19 protein-coding genes are annotated in these 18,746 nt (G+C 57.6%); 16 read left to right on the top strand and 3 right to left on the bottom strand.

The features are described 5' to 3' along the window. The first annotated feature begins 200 nt into the window (after positions 1 to 200). From AC1MDC_RS16710 to AC1MDC_RS16690, 5 genes are all read left to right on the top strand, one after another. Positions 201 to 770: an antibiotic biosynthesis monooxygenase gene (locus AC1MDC_RS16710; protein ID WP_085698488.1), complete on the top strand. Its 570-nt coding sequence runs from the start codon at positions 201 to 203 to the stop codon at positions 768 to 770. Positions 771 to 826: 56 nt separating this feature from the next. Beyond that, positions 827 to 1,537, top strand: a complete 711-nt coding sequence (folM, locus tag AC1MDC_RS16705) for a dihydromonapterin reductase (RefSeq protein WP_234206478.1) — start codon at positions 827 to 829, stop codon at positions 1,535 to 1,537. A gap of 21 nt (positions 1,538 to 1,558) precedes the next feature. Further along, positions 1,559 to 2,119: a GTP cyclohydrolase I FolE gene (gene folE / locus AC1MDC_RS16700; RefSeq protein WP_085698486.1), complete on the top strand. Its 561-nt coding sequence runs from the start codon at positions 1,559 to 1,561 to the stop codon at positions 2,117 to 2,119. Next, positions 2,120 to 2,491 carry a dihydroneopterin triphosphate 2'-epimerase gene (folX, locus tag AC1MDC_RS16695; protein WP_007957207.1) on the top strand — a complete coding sequence of 124 codons (372 nt, stop codon included), beginning with the start codon at positions 2,120 to 2,122 and terminating at the stop codon, positions 2,489 to 2,491. Between the two features lie 68 nt (positions 2,492 to 2,559). After that, positions 2,560 to 2,856 carry a DUF1244 domain-containing protein gene (locus tag AC1MDC_RS16690; protein ID WP_480393368.1) on the top strand — a complete coding sequence of 99 codons (297 nt, stop codon included), beginning with the start codon at positions 2,560 to 2,562 and terminating at the stop codon, positions 2,854 to 2,856. Positions 2,857 to 2,923: 67 nt separating this feature from the next. On the opposite strand, the gene AC1MDC_RS16685 is transcribed toward AC1MDC_RS16690, so the two are convergent. Then, a complete protein-coding gene (locus AC1MDC_RS16685) occupies positions 2,924 to 3,838 on the bottom strand; it encodes a LysR family transcriptional regulator (RefSeq protein WP_480393367.1) in 915 nt (304 codons plus the stop codon). A 316-nt stretch (positions 3,839 to 4,154) separates the two neighbouring features. Between AC1MDC_RS16685 and AC1MDC_RS16680 the strand changes: the two genes are divergently transcribed. From AC1MDC_RS16680 to AC1MDC_RS16640, 9 genes are all read left to right on the top strand, one after another. Continuing rightward, on the top strand, positions 4,155 to 5,453 hold the full coding sequence (locus AC1MDC_RS16680; protein ID WP_480393366.1) for a SidA/IucD/PvdA family monooxygenase: 1,299 nt from the start codon (positions 4,155 to 4,157) through the stop codon (positions 5,451 to 5,453). After that, on the top strand, positions 5,450 to 6,622 hold the full coding sequence (locus AC1MDC_RS16675; RefSeq protein ID WP_480393365.1) for an MFS transporter: 1,173 nt from the start codon (positions 5,450 to 5,452) through the stop codon (positions 6,620 to 6,622). Before AC1MDC_RS16680 ends, AC1MDC_RS16675 begins: the two co-directional genes overlap by 4 nt. A gap of 42 nt (positions 6,623 to 6,664) precedes the next feature. Then, positions 6,665 to 7,927: an ATP-grasp domain-containing protein gene (locus AC1MDC_RS16670; RefSeq protein WP_480393364.1), complete on the top strand. Its 1,263-nt coding sequence runs from the start codon at positions 6,665 to 6,667 to the stop codon at positions 7,925 to 7,927. A 34-nt stretch (positions 7,928 to 7,961) separates the two neighbouring features. Then, on the top strand, positions 7,962 to 8,336 hold the full coding sequence (locus AC1MDC_RS16665) for a cupin domain-containing protein (RefSeq protein WP_480393363.1): 375 nt from the start codon (positions 7,962 to 7,964) through the stop codon (positions 8,334 to 8,336). Positions 8,337 to 8,350: 14 nt separating this feature from the next. Further along, entirely contained in the window at positions 8,351 to 9,586 is a 1,236-nt protein-coding gene (gene lysA / locus AC1MDC_RS16660) for a diaminopimelate decarboxylase (protein WP_480393362.1), read from the top strand. 21 nt (positions 9,587 to 9,607) lie between these two features. Then, positions 9,608 to 11,554, top strand: a complete 1,947-nt coding sequence (locus tag AC1MDC_RS16655) for a class I tRNA ligase family protein (RefSeq protein ID WP_480393361.1) — start codon at positions 9,608 to 9,610, stop codon at positions 11,552 to 11,554. After that, positions 11,554 to 12,594: an NAD(P)/FAD-dependent oxidoreductase gene (locus AC1MDC_RS16650; RefSeq protein WP_480393360.1), complete on the top strand. Its 1,041-nt coding sequence runs from the start codon at positions 11,554 to 11,556 to the stop codon at positions 12,592 to 12,594. Before AC1MDC_RS16655 ends, AC1MDC_RS16650 begins: the two co-directional genes overlap by 1 nt. A 2-nt stretch (positions 12,595 to 12,596) precedes the next feature. Next, a complete protein-coding gene (locus AC1MDC_RS16645; RefSeq protein WP_480393359.1) occupies positions 12,597 to 13,691 on the top strand; it encodes a methyltransferase in 1,095 nt (364 codons plus the stop codon). A 121-nt stretch (positions 13,692 to 13,812) separates the two neighbouring features. Further along, complete coding sequence (locus tag AC1MDC_RS16640; RefSeq protein ID WP_085702486.1) at positions 13,813 to 14,151, top strand: HopJ type III effector protein; 339 nt, start codon at positions 13,813 to 13,815, stop codon at positions 14,149 to 14,151. A 186-nt stretch (positions 14,152 to 14,337) separates the two neighbouring features. On the opposite strand, the gene trxB is transcribed toward AC1MDC_RS16640, so the two are convergent. Then, positions 14,338 to 15,300 (bottom strand): thioredoxin-disulfide reductase, encoded by a 963-nt coding sequence (gene trxB, locus AC1MDC_RS16635; protein WP_085698483.1) that lies wholly within the window; start codon positions 15,298 to 15,300, stop codon positions 14,338 to 14,340. Positions 15,301 to 15,610: 310 nt separating this feature from the next. Between trxB and cysZ the strand changes: the two genes are divergently transcribed. Both cysZ and AC1MDC_RS16625 read left to right on the top strand, forming a co-directional pair. Beyond that, positions 15,611 to 16,363 (top strand): sulfate transporter CysZ, encoded by a 753-nt coding sequence (cysZ, locus tag AC1MDC_RS16630; RefSeq protein ID WP_085698482.1) that lies wholly within the window; start codon positions 15,611 to 15,613, stop codon positions 16,361 to 16,363. Between the two features lie 42 nt (positions 16,364 to 16,405). Beyond that, positions 16,406 to 17,626 carry a glycosyltransferase family 4 protein gene (locus AC1MDC_RS16625; protein WP_266202113.1) on the top strand — a complete coding sequence of 407 codons (1,221 nt, stop codon included), beginning with the start codon at positions 16,406 to 16,408 and terminating at the stop codon, positions 17,624 to 17,626. Here the strand turns inward: AC1MDC_RS16625 and AC1MDC_RS16620 are convergent. Continuing rightward, complete coding sequence (locus tag AC1MDC_RS16620; protein WP_480393358.1) at positions 17,595 to 18,698, bottom strand: NADH:flavin oxidoreductase; 1,104 nt, start codon at positions 18,696 to 18,698, stop codon at positions 17,595 to 17,597. The genes AC1MDC_RS16625 and AC1MDC_RS16620 overlap by 32 nt on opposite strands. Positions 18,699 to 18,746 lie beyond the last annotated feature (48 nt).

Below are 18,746 nucleotides of genomic sequence, written 5' to 3'. Positions count from 1 at the left end.
GGCGAGTGTGAGCGTAGTTGGATCCCATTCTACTCCGGATGCCATCGAGCGGTTCAAGCGGTGAAATGAGACGAAAGTCTCTGGTTTGTCACGAAGATGAGGAATAATCCTTGCTTGTCGAAAAACGCAGCCCTCTACCCGGCGCTGCGTCAGGCGAAACTCCTACCCGGAGCGACGCACATGCAATACGGAGATACACAATGTCTACTTCCCCCGTCACGCTGATGGTCGCGCGTCGCGTCACCCATGGTCGTTATCAGGATCTGATCGCCTGGTTGCGAGAAGGCGAACAACTGGCCACCGATTTCCCCGGTTACCTCGGCTCCGGCGTACTGGCCCCGCCTCCCGGCGACGATGAATTCCAGATCATATTCCGCTTCGTCGACGAACAGACCCTGCATGCCTGGGAACACTCGGCATCGCGCACCGCATGGCTGGCGCGTGGCAGCGATCTGTTTGCCCACCCGACGGAACATCGGGTCAGCGGCATTGAAGGCTGGTTCGGTGCTGCCGGTCATCGCCCCCCGCGCTGGAAACAGGCCGTGGCAATCTGGCTGGCGTTCTTCCCGGTGTCGCTGCTGTTCAATTTCGTGCTGGGACCGTTGCTCGCCGAAATGAGCCTGGTTCCCCGAGTCTTCGTCAGCACGCTGTGCCTGACCCCGTTGATGGTCTACTTCTTCATTCCGCTGTCGACCCGCCTGCTGGCCGGCTGGCTCAACCCGGCGCCTGCACGCCCACTGCCCGCCGCGCCCTCTACGCAAAATCGCTGAAGCCGTCGCTCGCGTCGCTGTTATAGTTTTTGCTCTGACTTCGACGCGAGCCGTACATGACTTTTCCCACAGCTCCCATCCTCATCACCGGCGCCGGCCAGCGGGTCGGCCTGCATTGTGCGCAGCGTCTGCTGGACGACGGCCATCGGGTGATCTTCACCTACCGCAGCGAACGACCGGGAGTGAAGGCTTTGCGGGATCTGGGCGCCCTCGGGCTGCACGCGGACTTTTCCAGCGAAGCCTCGATCCTCGCATTCATCACCGAACTGAAGACCCACACCGACAGCCTGCGCGCCATCGTGCACAACGCCTCGCAGTGGCTGGCGGAAACCGACGACGGCGAAGCCGAAGCGTTCTGCCGCATGTTTAACGTCCACATGCTTGCGCCGTACCTGATCAACCTGCATTGCGCCGAATTGCTGCAACGTTCGAGTCCTGCCGACATCATCCACATCAGCGATGACGTCACCCGCAAGGGCAGCAGCAAACACATCGGCTATTGCGCCAGCAAGGCCGGGCTCGACAGTCTCACGCTGTCCTTCGCGGCGCGCTACGCGCCCTCAATCAAGGTCAACGGCATCGCGCCGGCCCTGCTATTGTTCAATCCCGACGACGACGCAGCGTACCGCGCCAAAGCGCTGGCCAAGTCCGCGCTGGGCATCGAACCCGGCAGCGAAGTGATTTATCAGAGCCTGCGTTATCTGCTCGACAACCCTTACGTCACCGGCACGACCCTGACCGTCAATGGCGGGCGGCACGTCAAGTAATACGCCCCGCGAGGATGCTCCATGACCCGTTCCCTGCCCGAGAGTTACCGCGAGATCCTGATCGGTCTCGGTGAAGACCCTGACCGCGAAGGATTGCTCGACACCCCGGTGCGGGCGGCCAAGGCCATGCAGTACCTGTGTCACGGCTACGAACAGAGCGTCGAGGAAATCGTCAATGGCGCGCTGTTTGCCTCCGACAGCGACGAGATGATCATCGTCGCCGACATCGAGCTCTATTCGTTGTGCGAACATCACCTGCTGCCCTTCATCGGCAAGGCCCATGTGGCTTATATTCCGACGGGCAAGGTGCTGGGGTTGTCGAAGATCGCGCGACTGGTGGACATGTTCGCCCGTCGCCTGCAGATCCAGGAAAACCTCACCCGCCAGATCGCCGAGGCGGTCCAGCAAGTCACCGATGCCGCCGGTGTCGCGGTGGTCATCGAAGCCCGACACATGTGCATGATGATGCGCGGTGTCGAGAAACAGAATTCGACCATGAACACCTCGGTCATGCTCGGCGCCTTCCGCGAGTCGAGCAACACCCGTCAGGAGTTCCTGCAATTGATTGGACGGAGCAAGTAAATGCCTCAACTTCAGCCGGGAATGGCGCGCATCCGGGTCAAGGATCTGCGCCTGCGCACCTTTATCGGGATCAACGAGGACGAAATCCTCAACAAGCAGGATGTGCTGATCAACCTGACCATCCTGTACGCCGCGCAGGAAGCGGTGCGTGACAACGACATCGACCACGCGCTGAACTACCGCACGATCACTAAGGCGATCATCGCCCACGTGGAAGGCAACCGTTTCGCGCTGCTCGAACGCCTGACCCAGGAGCTGCTGGATCTGGTGATGGCCAACGAATCGGTGCTGTACGCCGAAGTCGAAGTCGACAAGCCGCATGCCTTGCGTTTTGCCGAATCGGTGTCGATCACCCTCGCCGCCAGCCGTTGAACGTGTCTGGCGCTCCGGGCGTCAGACTTTTATCATCCGCGCCACGATTTGACTGCACAGAGCCCATCATGACCGAGCAACAACGCCTCGAACTCGAAGCCGCCGCCTTCCGCCGGCTGGTCGCCCACCTGGACAGCCGCAAGGACGTGCAGAACATCGACCTGATGAACCTCGCCGGGTTCTGCCGCAACTGCCTGTCGAAGTGGTACAAGGCAGCCGCCGACGAGCGCCAGATCGAGGTCAGCCTCGACGATGCCCGTGAAGTGGTTTACGGCATGCCATACGCCGACTGGAAAGCCCAATATCAGCATGAAGCCAGCGCCGAACAGCAAGCGGCGTTCGCCAAAGGAAAACCCAACGGTTAGGCGCTTGCCAGGTATCAAAAACAGGCATGCCTGACGAACAGGGAATCAGACAGCTTTCACTTCGTTGCTACCCCAGCAAAGTGTGAAGCTGTTGGTGCAACTCACCGGATCTCAACTTCATCTCATCAATGAAGGCGTTAGCAACTGGCGTCTGTGGCCGGTACAGCGGTCGGATGAGGTTGACGGAAAACGGTATCGAGATCGAAAACCGCCGCAAGCACACACCCTGATCGGCAAAACTCAAGGCCGTCAGCGGATTGATGATACCGACCCCTACGTTTTGCTGAACGAAGAAGCAGACGGCTGCTGCGCTGTGGGTTTCTATGACCGTGCGCGTCTTAACCTGGGCGTCGGCAAGTATCTTGTCGAAGATGATCCGGTAGGGATCCTGACCCGATAGGCTGACCATGTTGATACCGGCCATATCCAAAGGCGTAATCACCTTTTTGTCGCACAGCGGATGACTGAGTGGCAGCACGCACACTTCATCGCCGGTAAAGATGTTTTCACACCGAGTACCTGGCGGCGTGTCACTGTTTTCAGTCAGTCCCAGATCATACCGCTGGGCTGTCATCCATTCCTCAAGCAACGGGGATTCCTGCGGGGTGATGTTGATGTTCACCTCCGGGAACGCGTTGATGAACCGACCACACACATAAGGCAACAGGCTCTGCGAAAAAGCAGGCAGGCACGCGATCGTGAGACTGCTCTGGAAATTCTTGATCGACTGCGCCGCATTGTGGATGCGTTCGAGCCCGTAATAGGAGGTTTTTACCTCCTCGAACAAACTCAGCCCCTGAGTAGTCGGCTGCAAGCGCGCTTGTGTCCGTTCAAACAGTTTGAGCCCCAGGACATGCTCGAACCGTGCGATTTCACGGCTGACGGTCGGCTGTGAGGTTTTGAGCAACGCCGCCGCCTTCGTCACGCTGCCGGTGGTCATGACCGCCCAGAATATTTCGACTTGCCTGAAACTGAATCTCACTCTACCCCCAGACAGATACCGCCTGAATTCATTGAAAAGCGCCAGCGAACATAGCAAGCGTGGCTGTTTGAAGCTTGCTCAGGGCATATCAGGAATGAAAGCCCCCTCAGAAGAAATGATATTTTGAATGTACTGGCCATATAACTACAATGGCCCGACAAAATAAACCTCTGCCACTGCGCCCTTCAGATCCGAGATCAGCTGCCCGTTATTCAGCGGTGCCGACATGATCTTCGGAAGCCGGCGCGTGCGAGCAAGAGGCGGATCAGGTTTACCAACGGATTAACCGGAATCGACCCAGGTGAGGGGTCAACTTATGGACATGCATGATTTGGTTGGCGTTGGTTTTGGTCCTTCGCATATTGGCTTGGCAGTCTCGCTTTATGAAGATTACAAAGAAGAGACTGAAGGCAAAAAAATCATGTTCTTTGAAGCCAAGAACAAACATGGCTGGCACCATCCGATGATGCTACCCAGTGCCAAAATGCAAATTTCCTTCATGAAAGATCTTTGTTTCTTGCGCAATCCAAAAAGTCATTTCACATTTGTGAACTACTTGCATGAACATCGCCGACTGGGTTCTTTCGCCAACCTGCGAGACTTCAATCCCAGTCGCAAGGAATTTGATGATTACCTGCGCTGGGTCGCCGGCCACTTCAATCATGTAACGCGTTACTCATCATGGGTTCAATCGGTTTTACCGGTTAAAGAAGGTGATCAAGTCGTAGCTCTTGATGTAACCGTCAATGACACGCTGACGGGCAACACACAGGTCGTCAGGACGCAAAACCTCGCCATCGCAATTGGCGGTGAACCGGCAATGCCTGTGGCGTGCGCCAGTCCCCATGTCTTCCACTCTTCGCAGTTGCTGGAAAAGCTGCCTGAATACGACGAGAACAAACGCTATCGTTTTCTGGTCGTGGGCTCCGGACAGAGCGCGGCGGAGATCTATCAGCACCTGATAGGCCATTATCGTCATGCAGATGTTCGAGTGGCCAGCAGTGGTATCGGGTTCAAGCAAGCCGATGACAGTGAATATGTAAATGAAGTATTTGATAACGAAATGATCGACCGGGTTTATTATCTGGATCCGGACAATCGCCAGGCACTGATTCGAAAACACTTCGACACCAACTATTCGGTGGCCGATCTGGCAATTATTCAAAACCTTTATCGCGAAGAATACGAAGCCACGATTGGCGAGAACGTCGATCGCTTCGGAATGCTCAAGTTCAAACGACTCACCGAGGTAGTCGAGCGCAATAATGCGTTGTCCGTCACATTGGTCTCGACGCTAGACGGCGAGCATCAGGAACTTGAAGTGGACGTCGTCATCTGCGCAACCGGCTACAGCCGTCGGAACAACCTGGCGCTGCTGGACTCCCTCAAGTCTTATTGGGCAGAGCCTGCACACATGCCGCGTTTGAGCCGTCATTACGCGTTGCAGATGAATGACAACTTCAAACCCAACATTTTTATCCAAGGCATGTCGGAACATACCCATGGCCTGAGCGATACGTTGCTTTCGGTTATCTCACGGCGGTCCCATGAAGTGGGTGGGGAAATCGTCAACACTCTGAATAAAGAAGTCTTGCAGGGAGCATTGACGACATGAAAACACGCAGAGAGCTGATCGTTTTTTTAATCTGTTCCACGGTTTACCGGTTGTTTTCCGGTGCACTGCTGGTTTCCCTGACATGGACCATTCTCAATCAGGATGAAGGCGGCCACTTGCCGCTGGCACTCGCGATTTTCTGTTCCTTCATTCCGGCGTTTGTTACGCCGATGATGATCAAACGCCTGTCGACCCGAATGAACGGACGCCAGATGAGCAGTTGGTTCCTGGTCTGTCTCGCAGGTCTGAGCCTGGTCGCCGGGGTGTGCCGTGATATCACGGTCGGGCTGTTGATCACCAATCTGTTTGTGTGGCTGATATTCATGTTGCTGGAGGCCAGCCTGGATATGTGGTTTACCCAGGTTCAGCGCGGTATGGATGTAGCGACAGTCAGACGCATCAGCGGTGCGACCACCGCCACCAGCCAGGCGGCGCTGATGATTGGACCGTTGCTGGCGGCCGGACTGATGCCGATTCTGACCGGCATGGGGTTTTCCATTCTTCTGGGCGTCAGCTTCTTGCTCGTCGCAGTGGTCTGCTACACCCGAAACGGCGCCGCCGTGATTGAAGCCCAGGAAGGCAGTGCCCTGGCAGCGCCGGCGAAGCTTCCACTGACCCTGTTCATTCCAATGGTGTTGATCTGGCCCATCCTCGGAGCATTCAATTTCATGCTTCCGGTGTACGTGTCGAGCCATGGCTGGGCGCTGTTTGAGTTAGGTGTGCTGGACGCCGTATTCGGCATGGGCATGGCGTTAATCGGTGTGCTGATCATTCTGGGCAATACCGGCCGTAACCTCTTGGTCTTCCTGTCCGGCCTGATTGCACTTGCCATCACCGCCGCTCTGGTGTGGTTCCTGGTGCCTGACACACTTGTGCTCAAGGCCCTGAGTCTGCTGATTCTAGGCATGGCGTTTGGCGGCGCCCGGGTGCATATCCGCGCTGCGATCGCCTATCGCTACAGCGAGGCCGCCGTCGGCCTTTGTGTCAGCAGAGCGAATGCGCTGGCTACGCCGGTGTTGTTGCTGATTCTTAGCCTGCAACTGGCAATGATCGAAACGGCCTGGTTTGTGCCGTTCCTGATGATCACGTTGTCCATCGCGCTCCTGCTGCAGACCTCAGCGACTCGTTTCGCCAAAGGGCAAGCGAACACTGCATCTGCCAGCGCCTGATAAAGGCCGCACCCTAACTACGTAAAAGTTTGAGGATTCGATATGACCTTATCCAATCGCTACGCCTTGTTGATCGGCGCCGACTTACCCATGAGGGAGCGGGCCGTGTTGTGTACCGCGCGTGCGCTGGGTATGGCCGTTGTGGTGCTGGCCTATCCAGGCGAGGTCCTGGCCCAGCGGCGCAGGCCGGCAGCCAGCCTGGCCGATGACTACATCGTCAGCCCGTACCTGCTGGATCCGGTGCGCGCATTTGAGGCGGTCAAAGACTACGAACGCAAGACCGGCCTCACACCGGCAGCGGTCATTCCGGTCAATGATTTCGTTCTGGAGGCTGGCGCTGCGATAGCAAGACAATACGCAATACCGTTCCACAGTGACGAGGTCATTCTGCGCTGCCGCGACAAGTTACTGATGAAGACTGAACTGAGCGGGGCCGGTCTGAACGTCGCGCCGACCCTGGCCGTCAATGAAAGTGTCGCCAGTTACATCTTCAAAGATCAGGAAAAGGTCATTTTCAAACCCAGTGTCTTTGGTGGCAGTGGCGGCGTGCGTCTGGTGAGCAACCCGCAGGAGTTGCAGGTGGCGATTGAGGACGCTGCGAAGTTGTTGCACAAGTACAAGGACATTCTTTACATCGATCCTGAGCGGATTCATCTGGAAGCCTTTCTCGACAGCGAGCTTGAAGTCTCCGTCGAAGTTTATTGCAGACCTGGGGAGTGCAAGGCGGCGGCCGTCACCCACAAGCAACTGTCGCCCCGTCCTTTTTTTGCTGAAATGGGTCACATCGTTCCCTATGCCGGGACGGACTACCACGCCTTGTGCGTTACCGCCGAAAAGGCATGTCGGGCGCTGGGTATCGAACGTGGCGTATCACACGTCGAGATCAAGATCGTCAACGGTGTGCCTTTCATTATCGAGGTCGGTGCCCGGCCCGCAGGCGACCGCATCATCGACCTGGTTTATCGCTCGCTGGGTGTCGACCTTTATGCCCTGCATGCCAAGAGCTATTGCGATATCTGGGACGACATGCCCCTGATCAAGCATCGCGGAACGGCGGCCGTCGCTTTCCTGAAAGCGGCACCTGGAAGAATCACCCGTATCAATCCCGTTGCACTGCCCGAGGGTGTGCACGAACTCAGCCTTTATAAAGGCGTGGGAGATTTTTCCGACCGGGACGCACAGAACTTCGAAACCCGGGAAGGGCATGTGGAATGGTTCTGGCCGATCGAGCATCAGGACACGCCCGACTTCATGTTTCAAACCGCCAGGCTCTCAGCCGACCTGTTTGAAATCGAACAAAACTGAGCCGGCTCTGCCAACGCCTTCGCGAGATAAAAGCATGTTTGACAATCGCCACATTCGCTCGCTAGCCAATCCGGCCATGGAATTGATCGAGTACGCAACACCACCTGAAAAGTGCACGCAGGGTCGTCCCGTGCAAACTTTTCACAAACAGTTCGAGAGCGCTGACCGTTTGTTCTCGGTCGGGATCTGGGAATGCACCGTGGGCAGTTTTACGGTGAATTTCACCGGGCATGAATTCGCCAGCCTGCTGGAGGGGCGGATCATGATCGAAGACGAGCATGGCTCCCAGGTCATGTTTTTACCCGGTATGCAACTGGTCTTTCCCGCCGGTTACAAGGGCGAATGGAATGTGCTCGAACCGTCCCGAAAGTCTTATGTCTGGTACGAACTAAGCCCTCCGACTCCTTGAACGGATACCTCATTGTGAACAACTTCAACGATTCACTGATCAACCAACTGGCGCACGAGTTCGGTACGCCGTTCTGGCTCTATGACGCCGATTCCATTCGACGCCGGACCGCACAGTTGCGCGCATTCGACGTGATTCGCTACGCACAGAAAGCCAATCCGAACCTTCAAATACTCAAGTTGATGAAAAGTCTGGGCGCTATGGTCGACGCAGTGTCACTGGGCGAAATTGAACGCGCTCACAGAGCCGGATTTCGCAACGATGAAGGGCATGCCCAAATCGTTTACACCTGTGATGTCCTGGACGAAGCGACGCTGGAGCGGGTGATCGAACTGAACATTCCGGTCAACGCCGGCTCACCGCAAATGCTGGAGCAACTGGGCAAGGCAAGTCCCGGGCATAAAGTCTGGTTGCGGATTAACCCGGGATTCGGTCACGGCCATAGCCGCAAAACCAATACCGGGGGGCCAAGCAGCAAACACGGCAACTGGCATGAAAACCTGGCTGAATGCTACCAACTGATCGAAACCTATGGCCTGGAGTTGGTGGGTCTGCACATGCACATTGGCTCCGGCGTCGATTACGAGCATCTGCAACGTGTCTGCGCAAGCATGGTCGAGCACGTATTGCGTTGCCCGTTCGATATTTCGGCGATCTCGGCGGGGGGCGGATTGCCGATCGCCTATCGCGACAATGACCCGCAGATCGACATTGACGAGTACTTCCGGATCTGGGATCTGGCGCGTCGCCAGATCGAAGCACATCTCGGGCATTCGGTGACGCTGGAGATCGAACCAGGGCGCCTTCTGGTCGCTGAATCCGGATGCTTGGTCACTCAGGTCAGAGCTAAGAAGGATGTCGGGCCAAATCATTTCGTGCTGGTGAACTCCGGCTTCAACGATCTGATGCGGCCAGCCATGTATGGCAGTTTTCACCAGATCACTGCCATTCAGAAAATCCCGGTGCTGGATCGGGGGACGTGGCGCAATACCGTGGTGGCGGGTTCGTTGTGCGAGGCTGGGGATGTATTCACTCAGCAGAGCAACGGCGAAATCGATCACCAATTGCTGCCGGATCTACAGGTGGAAGACTTGCTGGTTTTCCATGATTGCGGCGCCTACGGTGCAAGCATGTCATCCAGTTACAACACCCGACCGTTAATCCCGGAGTTACTCCTGGATGGCGACTCGGTCAGGGTTATCCGTCGTCGTCAGACTTTCGACGAGTTACTTTCGCTAGAAACGATTTAAAAAAATAAGAACGGATGAAGGGTGCAGACACAAGTCTGCATCCGGGGATTCGTGTGCCCGGTGATTAGCATTTTGCAAGTTGGGGAGACAAGCATGGAAGTCGTCAGAAAGCACCAACAGTTCAAATCCAGTCATGAATACAATGCACTGATCAAGCGTATCTATCCTGAGCCGTCGCTGCGTACACCCTTCGGTTCTGCCTGTGTCACCGTTGAAGCCGGGACACTAAGCCAACCGCATCTGCATCACGAACATGAAACGTTCATCATCGTATCCGGTCATGGAGCGTTTGTTCAGGACAACACTCGCAGCGATATCTCGGCCGGGGATGTTATTTACATCAAGCCTTTCAGCGAACACTACATCGAGGCTCATCCTGAGTCGCCAGTCGAGTTCATGAGTATCTGGTGGGAAGACGCAGAATCACAATCCGCCCCCCGGACCACTCGCCAGATCCTGTTTACTCCGCCACCGACACCTAACGGCAATCTGCACCTGGGGCATATTTCCGGGCCTTATATCTGTGCCGATATCATCAAGCGCTATCTACAGAGTCAAGGCACTCCGGCCAGCCTGATTGTCGGTCTGGACAAGCATCAGTCCTATGTCGACCTGAAGGCTCGGCAACAGGACGTTCCTGCCCGCGAAGTCTATGAACATTTCAGTCGATCGATCCTGAGCACCTTTGACAATGCCGGTATCGATTACGACGACGTGCATGATTGCGACAGTCATTTTCACCTCGAATTCGTCCACGACTTTATTCATCGCCTGCTGGCCAAAGACATTCTGCAGATCAAACCGCAGGACATCGCATGGTGTGCCGATTGCCGGATCGAAGTATTTGACGCCTTTGCCCGAGGCGGTTGTCCCACCTGTCAGGCGCCCTCCAACGGGTGCGTGTGCGAAGACTGCGGCAGTCCCAATAACAGCTACAACCTGCATGCTGTGTCCTGCAACCTGTGCGGTTCGGCGCCGACGCTGCGGCAAGGTAAAAAGGGTGTACTGGATCTGGGCCGATGCGCTGCCGATTTTGTACACGCCGGTTTTCAGGTGACTGCGCCACCTAAACTCGAGAAGTACTTGCTCAAGCAACAAGCGCTCAAGCAAGAGGATTATGTGGTGACGTTCCACAGCGAATGGGGCGTGCCATCAAGACATCCGGAATTGAGGGGGCAATCCTATCTGGCCTGGATCGAAATGGCTGCCGGCTACCTGGCCGCCATTTACAAGAGTGTATTTGGCGAGGAAATCAGTGATGTCGGGCGGGCAATCGAACGCTTGAACGCCGCAGACTTCGAAATCATTCACCTGATGGGTTTCGACAACTCGTTCTATTACGCCCATCTGTACCCACAGTTATTTGCCGCACTGGGCGTACGGGCGTTGAAGATGACGTTCGTGGTCAATGAGTTTCTGCTGTTGGATCAGTTGAAATTCTCCACCAGTCGCAACCACGCGATCTGGGCCAACGATGTATTTACCTCACCGGCCGTTGCTGACTGGTATCGCTTTTACCTGTCGCTGAAAAGACCCGACGTCAACCGTGAAAACTATGATCGCAGTGAATTTGAAAGCTTTCGTCAAAGCACTCTGGCTGATCTGGCACGGTTGTTCGCGACTCATCGGCAGCGACTTGAGGGGCGATTCGCGGGAGTCGTCCCCCAGCCCGGTTCCTGGACTCGGTTGCACCAGGAATACGACACGTTTTTCAATCGGCACAAGATCCATTTGGGCAACGCCCTTGGTGTACCCAACGGCTATGCCGTCAAACAGTACGCCAGCTCGGTCAAGCAACTGCTTGATGTGGTAAGCCGCTTCCAGCGGATGACCGCCGACGACTTCGAGGACTCGGCCGATCACGGCGAGCGACGCACCAGCATGTACCTGGAGACCGAAGCCGTGGCGCTGCTGCGTCTGCACTTGGGCTGCATAATGCCGCAAGTGATTGGCGAGCTGGGTCGCTGATGAGCTCACGCCAGGTATCCAGCCACTACGACTGGCTCGTCGTCGGGGCCGGGCTCATTGGTCTGTGCACCGCACTGCACCTGGCCCGACGCAAGCTGCGTGTGTGTGTCATCGAGCAGATGTCCCAGGTAACAAACGCTTCGACTGCATCCGGGGCCGGGATACGTTTTTTCGACCCTGACCCTGTTGTCAGCGCCCAGGTTGTAGAAAGCCACGGTTTTTACTCGGAACTGGGCCTGGCTGGCGATTTCCGTCCCTGCCCGAGTTATTACTGCTTCGGTGCGGCAGCTGCGGTTTTGCTGGACGGGGCCAGTCCGAGGGGCCTGCAGGTTCTTTCACGTGCGCAACTTCAGGCCCGCAGACCGCATATCGAATGGGGGGCTGTGGATTACGCCGTGGAAGATGAACACGCCGGTTTCAGAGATCCCCTGCTCACATGGCATGCAATGCGTTCAGCCTGTGAGCGACTTGGGGTGACCTTCCGGTTCGGCCATCCGGTTCTGGCTCTGGAGCAAAGTGCCGGTGCACGGCACTTGTTGACGCAAGCGGGGCGTTACGCGGCGCATGGGGTGATCTTTGCCACCGGTTACTGGACGCCGAGCCTGCTCGAACGCTTGGGACTGCCGGCTGTAGTGCGCAATCGAACCATCACTGTTCATCGGCTTGCAGGCCATAACCTGTCGCATCTGCCCTTTGTGGTCGAACACGACAGTGGCTTCCATGCTCGTCCGACCGCATGCGGCGAGATTTTATTTGGCGTTCCTCAGCCGGATTGGGACGTTGCGCCAAACCATCTGCCTGACCGCGCCGACGCTCATCTGAACAAGGCCCTGGCACATTTGCAGCGGTTCGCACCCTTGCCGCTTTCATTCTCCGAAGTACGAACCACCCGCTCGGCAGACGCCTTCGCCTCACTGCCACCCGAGGCGCAAACCGCATTGCCGGCCCACACACATGTATTGGCTTTCGGCGAAGGAGCCGCTTTCAAGTATGCACCGGCCAAGACTTTGGCTTACATCAACTCAATACTGGGATCATAGATATGCAGAATCAGGGAACGATTGATTTTCGCGGTAAATTGCCAAGTTCCGAAGCATTGGTTCACACCCTGGTTAATGGCTATATGCTGTCTGCCTCGTTATTCGGTTGTATCGAGGTGAATCTGTTCAGTCATCTGGATGAGACATCAGGAACGGCAATCAGCGAATTGGCCGACGCGTGCCAGCTAAGTGCGGCGCAAGTCCAGAAACTGGTGTCCTTCGGTTTGTCGGTGGGACTGATCATTCAGCGAGATGAAAAGTTCTTCAACTCAAGCGATGCGCAGAAACTGCTCTCCCGCCATAGTACGAACAATATTTGTTCGGCGGTCGAGCACCACAGCCGTCATGTCTATCCGTTGTTCGGTCAGCTTGCCGAGTCGCTTAAAAGCGGTAAACCGATCTCCGATCGTCTGCACCTGTCCTCGACGCACGGCGATACCAATGAGTTCTATGCCGAGCTGGATAAAAGCGAGAAAGACTTCAATGTGTTCATGACGGCCATGAACACGTTCAGCACCGGCGCAGGGACTCGTATTGCCGACGCGCTGAACGCCAGAGTCGGTTCTGCGACCCCGTTACGCATACTTGATCTGGGCGGCGGCGGTGGGCAGGTGTCCATTGAAATTGCGCAGGCGATCCCTCAGGCGCAGATCACAATGATTGATCTGGATAAAGCCACGCGTTTCGCTCGCGCCGAAGTCGAGCGCAAGGGATTGAGCGATCGAATTTCATGCCTGTCAGGGAATATCTTCGATCACTTGCCGTTGACCGAGGCTGACTTCGATGTGGTGCTGATCTCTGCTGTATTGGGGGACTGGAGTCATGATTACCAGATCAAGCTGCTGGCCAATACTCACCATTACCTCAAGCCAGGAGGATGTCTGGCGGTCAGTGAAACCTTGTTGGACGATGATCTGGCCGGGCCGATTCTGCCGGCGCTCATGAGTCTCTATGTACAGATCCTGACCGAGGGCGGGCAGAACTTCAGCGCAAGTTCTCTGGTGGCGCTACTGACTGGAAACCGGTTCGATCACATCGAGGTGCAGCTCAATCGCGCACATGGCTGTCGCGACACCGTGCTTGCGAGCAAGGCATAGGGATAAGTTTCACGTCCGTGCGATTACCCGGCGCGCATCTGGCACGAAAAAGTTACCATGTGTAAGTTCTTGAATATATTTGTGAATATCACATGTAACTGTTGAGAAGGAGTCGTAAGTCATGAGTGATCTGAACACCCTGCGCGCCAGCCTCAAGAGCGGCGAACATGCTTTTGCCGACACCCTGGCCTTCATCGCCGCCGGTTACGACTACCAGCCTCAGGCGTTCAACAACGGCGGCGTGGAAAACGCAGCCGGGCAGAACGAAGGTTCGTGCAAGACCCTGGGTCTGGCGCTGCTGGAAGGCTTGAGCGATGAAGAAGCGCTGCTGGCGTTCGGCGAACACTACCGCTCGGTCGTGGCAACGCCTGAAGGCAGCGATCACGGCAATATCCGTGCGTTGATCCAGCACGGTCTGGCGGGCGTGAAATTCGATGCGCAACCGCTGACCCGCCGCTGATTCCAAAGCCAATCACAATCCCCTGTGGGAGCGAGCTTGCTCGCGAAAGCGGTGTGTCAGTCACCCAAAATACTGCCTGACACGACGCATTCGCGAGCAAGCCCGCTCCCACACTGGAACTGTGTGGTTTCTGAAAATCGGGCACAAAAAACCGGCCAATTGGCCGGTTTTTTTGTGTCTGCGATCTTAGAACGAAGCGTTCTGCAGACCGTCCAGGTAACGTTCGGTGTCCAGTGCCGCCATGCAGCCGGCGCCGGCCGAGGTGATGGCCTGACGGTAAACGTGGTCGGCCACGTCGCCGGCAGCGAAAATGCCTTCGACGCTGGTCGCGGTGGCGTTGCCTTCACGGCCACCCTGAACCACGAGGTAGCCGTCCTTCAATTCCAGCTGACCTTCGAACAACGAGGTGTTCGGGGTGTGGCCGATGGCGATGAACACGCCGTCGACCTTGATTTCGTCGGAGCTTCCGTCGTTGTTCTTCAGACGCGCACCCGTCACGCCCATGTTGTCGCCCAGCACTTCGTCCAGGGTCGCATTCAGTTTCAGCTCGATCTTGCCTTCGGCCACACGGGCGTTGAGCTTGTCGATCAGGATCTTCTCGGCGCGGAAGGTTTCGCGACGGTGGATCAGGGTGACTTTGCTGGCGATGTTGGCCAGGTACAGGGCTTCTTCGACAGCAGTGTTGCCGCCACCGACCACGGCCACCGGCTTGTTGCGATAGAAGAAACCGTCGCAGGTCGCGCAGGCCGAAACGCCCTTGCCCATGAACGCTTCTTCCGACGGCAGGCCCAGGTAACGGGCGCTGGCGCCGGTGGCGATGATCAGCGCGTCGCAGGTGTAGGTGCCGCTGTCGCCGGTCAGGCTGTAGGGCTTGGAAGCGAAGTCCACGGCGTTGATGTGATCGAACACGATCTCGGTTTCAAAACGCTCGGCGTGCTCGCGCATGCGTTCCATCAGCACCGGGCCGGTCAGGCCGTGGACGTCGCCCGGCCAGTTGTCGACTTCGGTGGTGGTGGTCAATTGACCGCCGGCCTGCATGCCGGTGATCAGCAGCGGCTTGAGGTTGGCACGGGCAGCGTAGACGGCAGCGCTGTAACCGGCAGGGCCGGAACCGAGGATGATCACTCGCGAATGACGGACTTCAGACATGAACCTGCTCCTGTTGACCGGCCAAGACACCTGGCCGGACGCCGGACTGCCGGCGGGAATAAAAAAGGACTGTGGATAACCTTGGGGAAGGCGTGAGCTCGACAGTCCTGTAAAAAGTTGGGTGCAGCGTATCGAGGGGGGCAAGATTAAGGAAATACGGTTTAACAATCCAGCTCATAGGTGGTCTCTATGCCGACACACGGACGAGATGGACGTCTTTGTTACAGTGAATGTCGATCCCGCTGCCGCGCTTTCACAGGTTCTGCAAAGTCGGTAAGGTCGGCGCGTTTTCCCTTGCTCGGAGCACCTTATGCCCGCCCCTGTTCTGTCCGGCCCGCAATACCTGCGCGAAGGCCTCAAACTGGTCTTGAGTCCCGGCCTGCGCCTGTTTGTGCTGCTGCCGCTGGCCATCAACCTGGTGCTGTTCGTCGGATTGATCTATCTGGCCGGTCACCAGTTCAGCCTGTGGGTCGACACGCTGATGCCGTCGCTGCCTGAATGGCTGAGTTTCCTCAGTTACATCCTGTGGCCGCTGTTCGTGGTGCTGGTGGCGTTGATGGTGTTCTTCACCTTTACGATGCTGGCCAACGTGATCGCCGCGCCGTTCAACGGCTTCCTCGCGGAAAAGGTTGAAGTGGTGGTGCGCGGCACCGACGACTTCCCGGCCTTCAGCTGGGGCGAACTGATCGCCATGATCCCGCGCACCCTGGCCCGGGAAATGCGCAAACTCGGTTATTTCCTGCCCCGCGCGATCGGCCTGTTCATCCTGTCGTTCATCCCGGTGGTGAACATCGTCGCCGCGCCGTTGTGGCTGCTGTTCGGGGTGTGGATGATGGCGATCCAGTACATCGACTACCCGGCGGATAACCACAAGCTGGGCTGGAACGAAATGCTCGCCTGGCTGCGCCAGAAGCGCTGGCAGAGCATGAGCTTCGGCGGGATCGTTTATCTGGTGTTGCTGATTCCGCTGGTCAACATCCTGATGATGCCGGCCGCCGTGGCTGGCGCGACGCTGTTCTGGGTGCGTGAGCGCGGGGCCGAGAATCTGGTGATGCAACGCTGAGACCGCGTCACAAATCCATCATCGGAACGTCACAACCACGACATGGCCTCAGCCGACACTGAGGCCATGACGACAGCTCTACATATCACCCTCATCAGCGAAACCTTCCCACCGGAAATCAACGGCGTGGCCAATACCCTTGGCCGCTTGTGCGACGGTTTGCGCGCACGCGGGCATCGGGTGGAACTGGTGCGACCGCGTCAGACTGACGATCCGCAGCGCAGTGAAGACGACGCCCTGCTGCTGTGCCGGGGCTGGCCGTTGCCGGGATATCCGGGGCTGCAATGGGGCCAGTCGTCGATGCACAAACTGTTGCGACGCTGGACGCGCCATCGCCCCGACGTGCTCTATATCGCCACCGAAGGCCCGCTCGGGCTGTCGGCGTTACGCGCGGCACGGCGCCTGGGGATTGCCGTGGTCAGTGGTTTTCATACCAACTTTCAGCAATACACCCACCAGTACGGGCTGGGCTTGCTGACGCGCTTGCTCACCCACTATCTGCGCTGGTTTCACAATCGTTCGGCCATGACCCTGGTGCCGAGCGTCAGCCAGCGCCTGGAGCTGGAGCGTCGGCACTTCGAGCGCCTGGCGCTGCTGTCCCGGGGTGTCGACAGTCAGTTGTTCCACCCGGCCAAACGCCTGAATGCCTTGCGTGAGCAATGGGGTCTTGGCGAGCGGGACATTGCTGTCATTCACGTAGGACGCCTGGCGCCGGAGAAAAATCTCGGCTTGCTCAAGCGCAGTTTCGAAAAGCTCGCCGGCACTTATCCACAGCGCAACCTGAAGCTGATCGTGGTCGGCGACGGACCGCAACGAATGGCACTGGAAAACGAACTGCCCGAGGCGATTTTCTGCGGCTCGCAACGGGGCGAAGCGCTGGCGGCGCACTATGCGTCGGGGGATGTGTTTCTGTTTCCGAGCCTGACCGAGACCTTTGGCAACGTCGTGCTGGAAGCGCTGGCCTCAGGCCTTGGGGTGGTGTCTTACGATCAGGCCGCGGCGGCCCAGCATATTCGCCATGGCTACAACGGCGTGCTGGCAATGCCCGGAGATGAAGAGGCGTTCTGCGAGGCAGCCGCATGGCTGCTGGAAGAAGACGAAAGGTTGCGCTGCGTACGCCTGAACGCACGCCAGCACGCCAGCCGCCAGGGTTGGGCGGCCATCGTCGAACAGTTTGAAAACCATTTGCTGGGGGCTTGCCGCGACCTGCACGACAAGCCTCCCACATCGATCAAACCAGCGTCATCAACGCCTCACGGCTGAACGGCAGAATATCCTGCTCGCGGCCTTCGCGCACTTTCTGCGCCCAGTCCGGATCGACCAGCAGCGCACGCCCCACTGCCACCAGATCGAACTCGTCGTTGTTCAGACGCTCCAGCAGTCTCTCCAGACTGGCCGGTTGCGCGACCTTGTCGGTGTTGACCATGAACTGCAGGAACTCGCCATCGAGGCCGACGCTGCCGACGGTGATGGTTGGTTTGCCGGTCAGCTTGCGTGTCCAGCCGGCCAGGTTCAGGTCGGAGCCGTCAAACTCAGGCTCCCAGAAACGGCGCGTCGAGCAGTGGAAAATATCCACCCCGGCGTCGGACAACGGCTTGAGGAATTCCCCCAGCGCTTCAGAGGTTTGCACCAGACGCGCGGTGTAGTCCTGCTGTTTCCACTGCGAGAAACGGAAGATGATCGGGAAGCCTTCGCCCACCGCCGCACGCACAGCCTGAATCAGCTCGATGGCGAAACGCGAACGGTTGGCCAGGCTGCCACCGTATTCGTCCGTGCGCTGGTTGCTGCCTTCCCAGAAGAACTGGTCGATCAGGTAACCGTGGGCGCCGTGGATTTCCACGCCGTCCATGCCGATGCTTTGGGCATCTTTCGCCGCTTGGGCGAAGGCTGCGATCACGTCCTGAATGTCCTGTCTGGTCATGCCGTGCACCACGACCTGACCGTCCTTGAGTTTTTCCGACGGGCCATAACCCGGCACGCTCGCGTCCGGCTCGGTGCCCAGACGGCGCACATTGCCGACGTGCCAGAGTTGCGGAACGATCTTGCCGCCTTCGGCGTGTACCGCATCCACGACTTTCTTCCAGCCGGCCAAGGCTGCTTCACCGTAGAAGTGCGGCACGTTCGGGTAACCGTTGGATGCCTGGTGGCCGACGGTGGTGCCTTCGGTAATGATCAGGCCGACACCGGCCGCCGCGCGACGACGGTAGTATTCGATCACTTTGGAATTGGGCACGCCGCCCGGAGAGAACGAACGGGTCATCGGCGCCATGACCACGCGGGTCGGCAGTTCGAGGGAACCGAGCTGGAACGGTTTGAACAGGGCTTGCACGGGCATGGGAAGCTCCACGAAAAATTGATCGACGGGCACGCAATTCATATGACG

It is taken from the genome of Pseudomonas sp. 1 (genome assembly GCF_056626735.1).
This window is presented reverse-complemented; position numbering and strand designations above follow the sequence as displayed.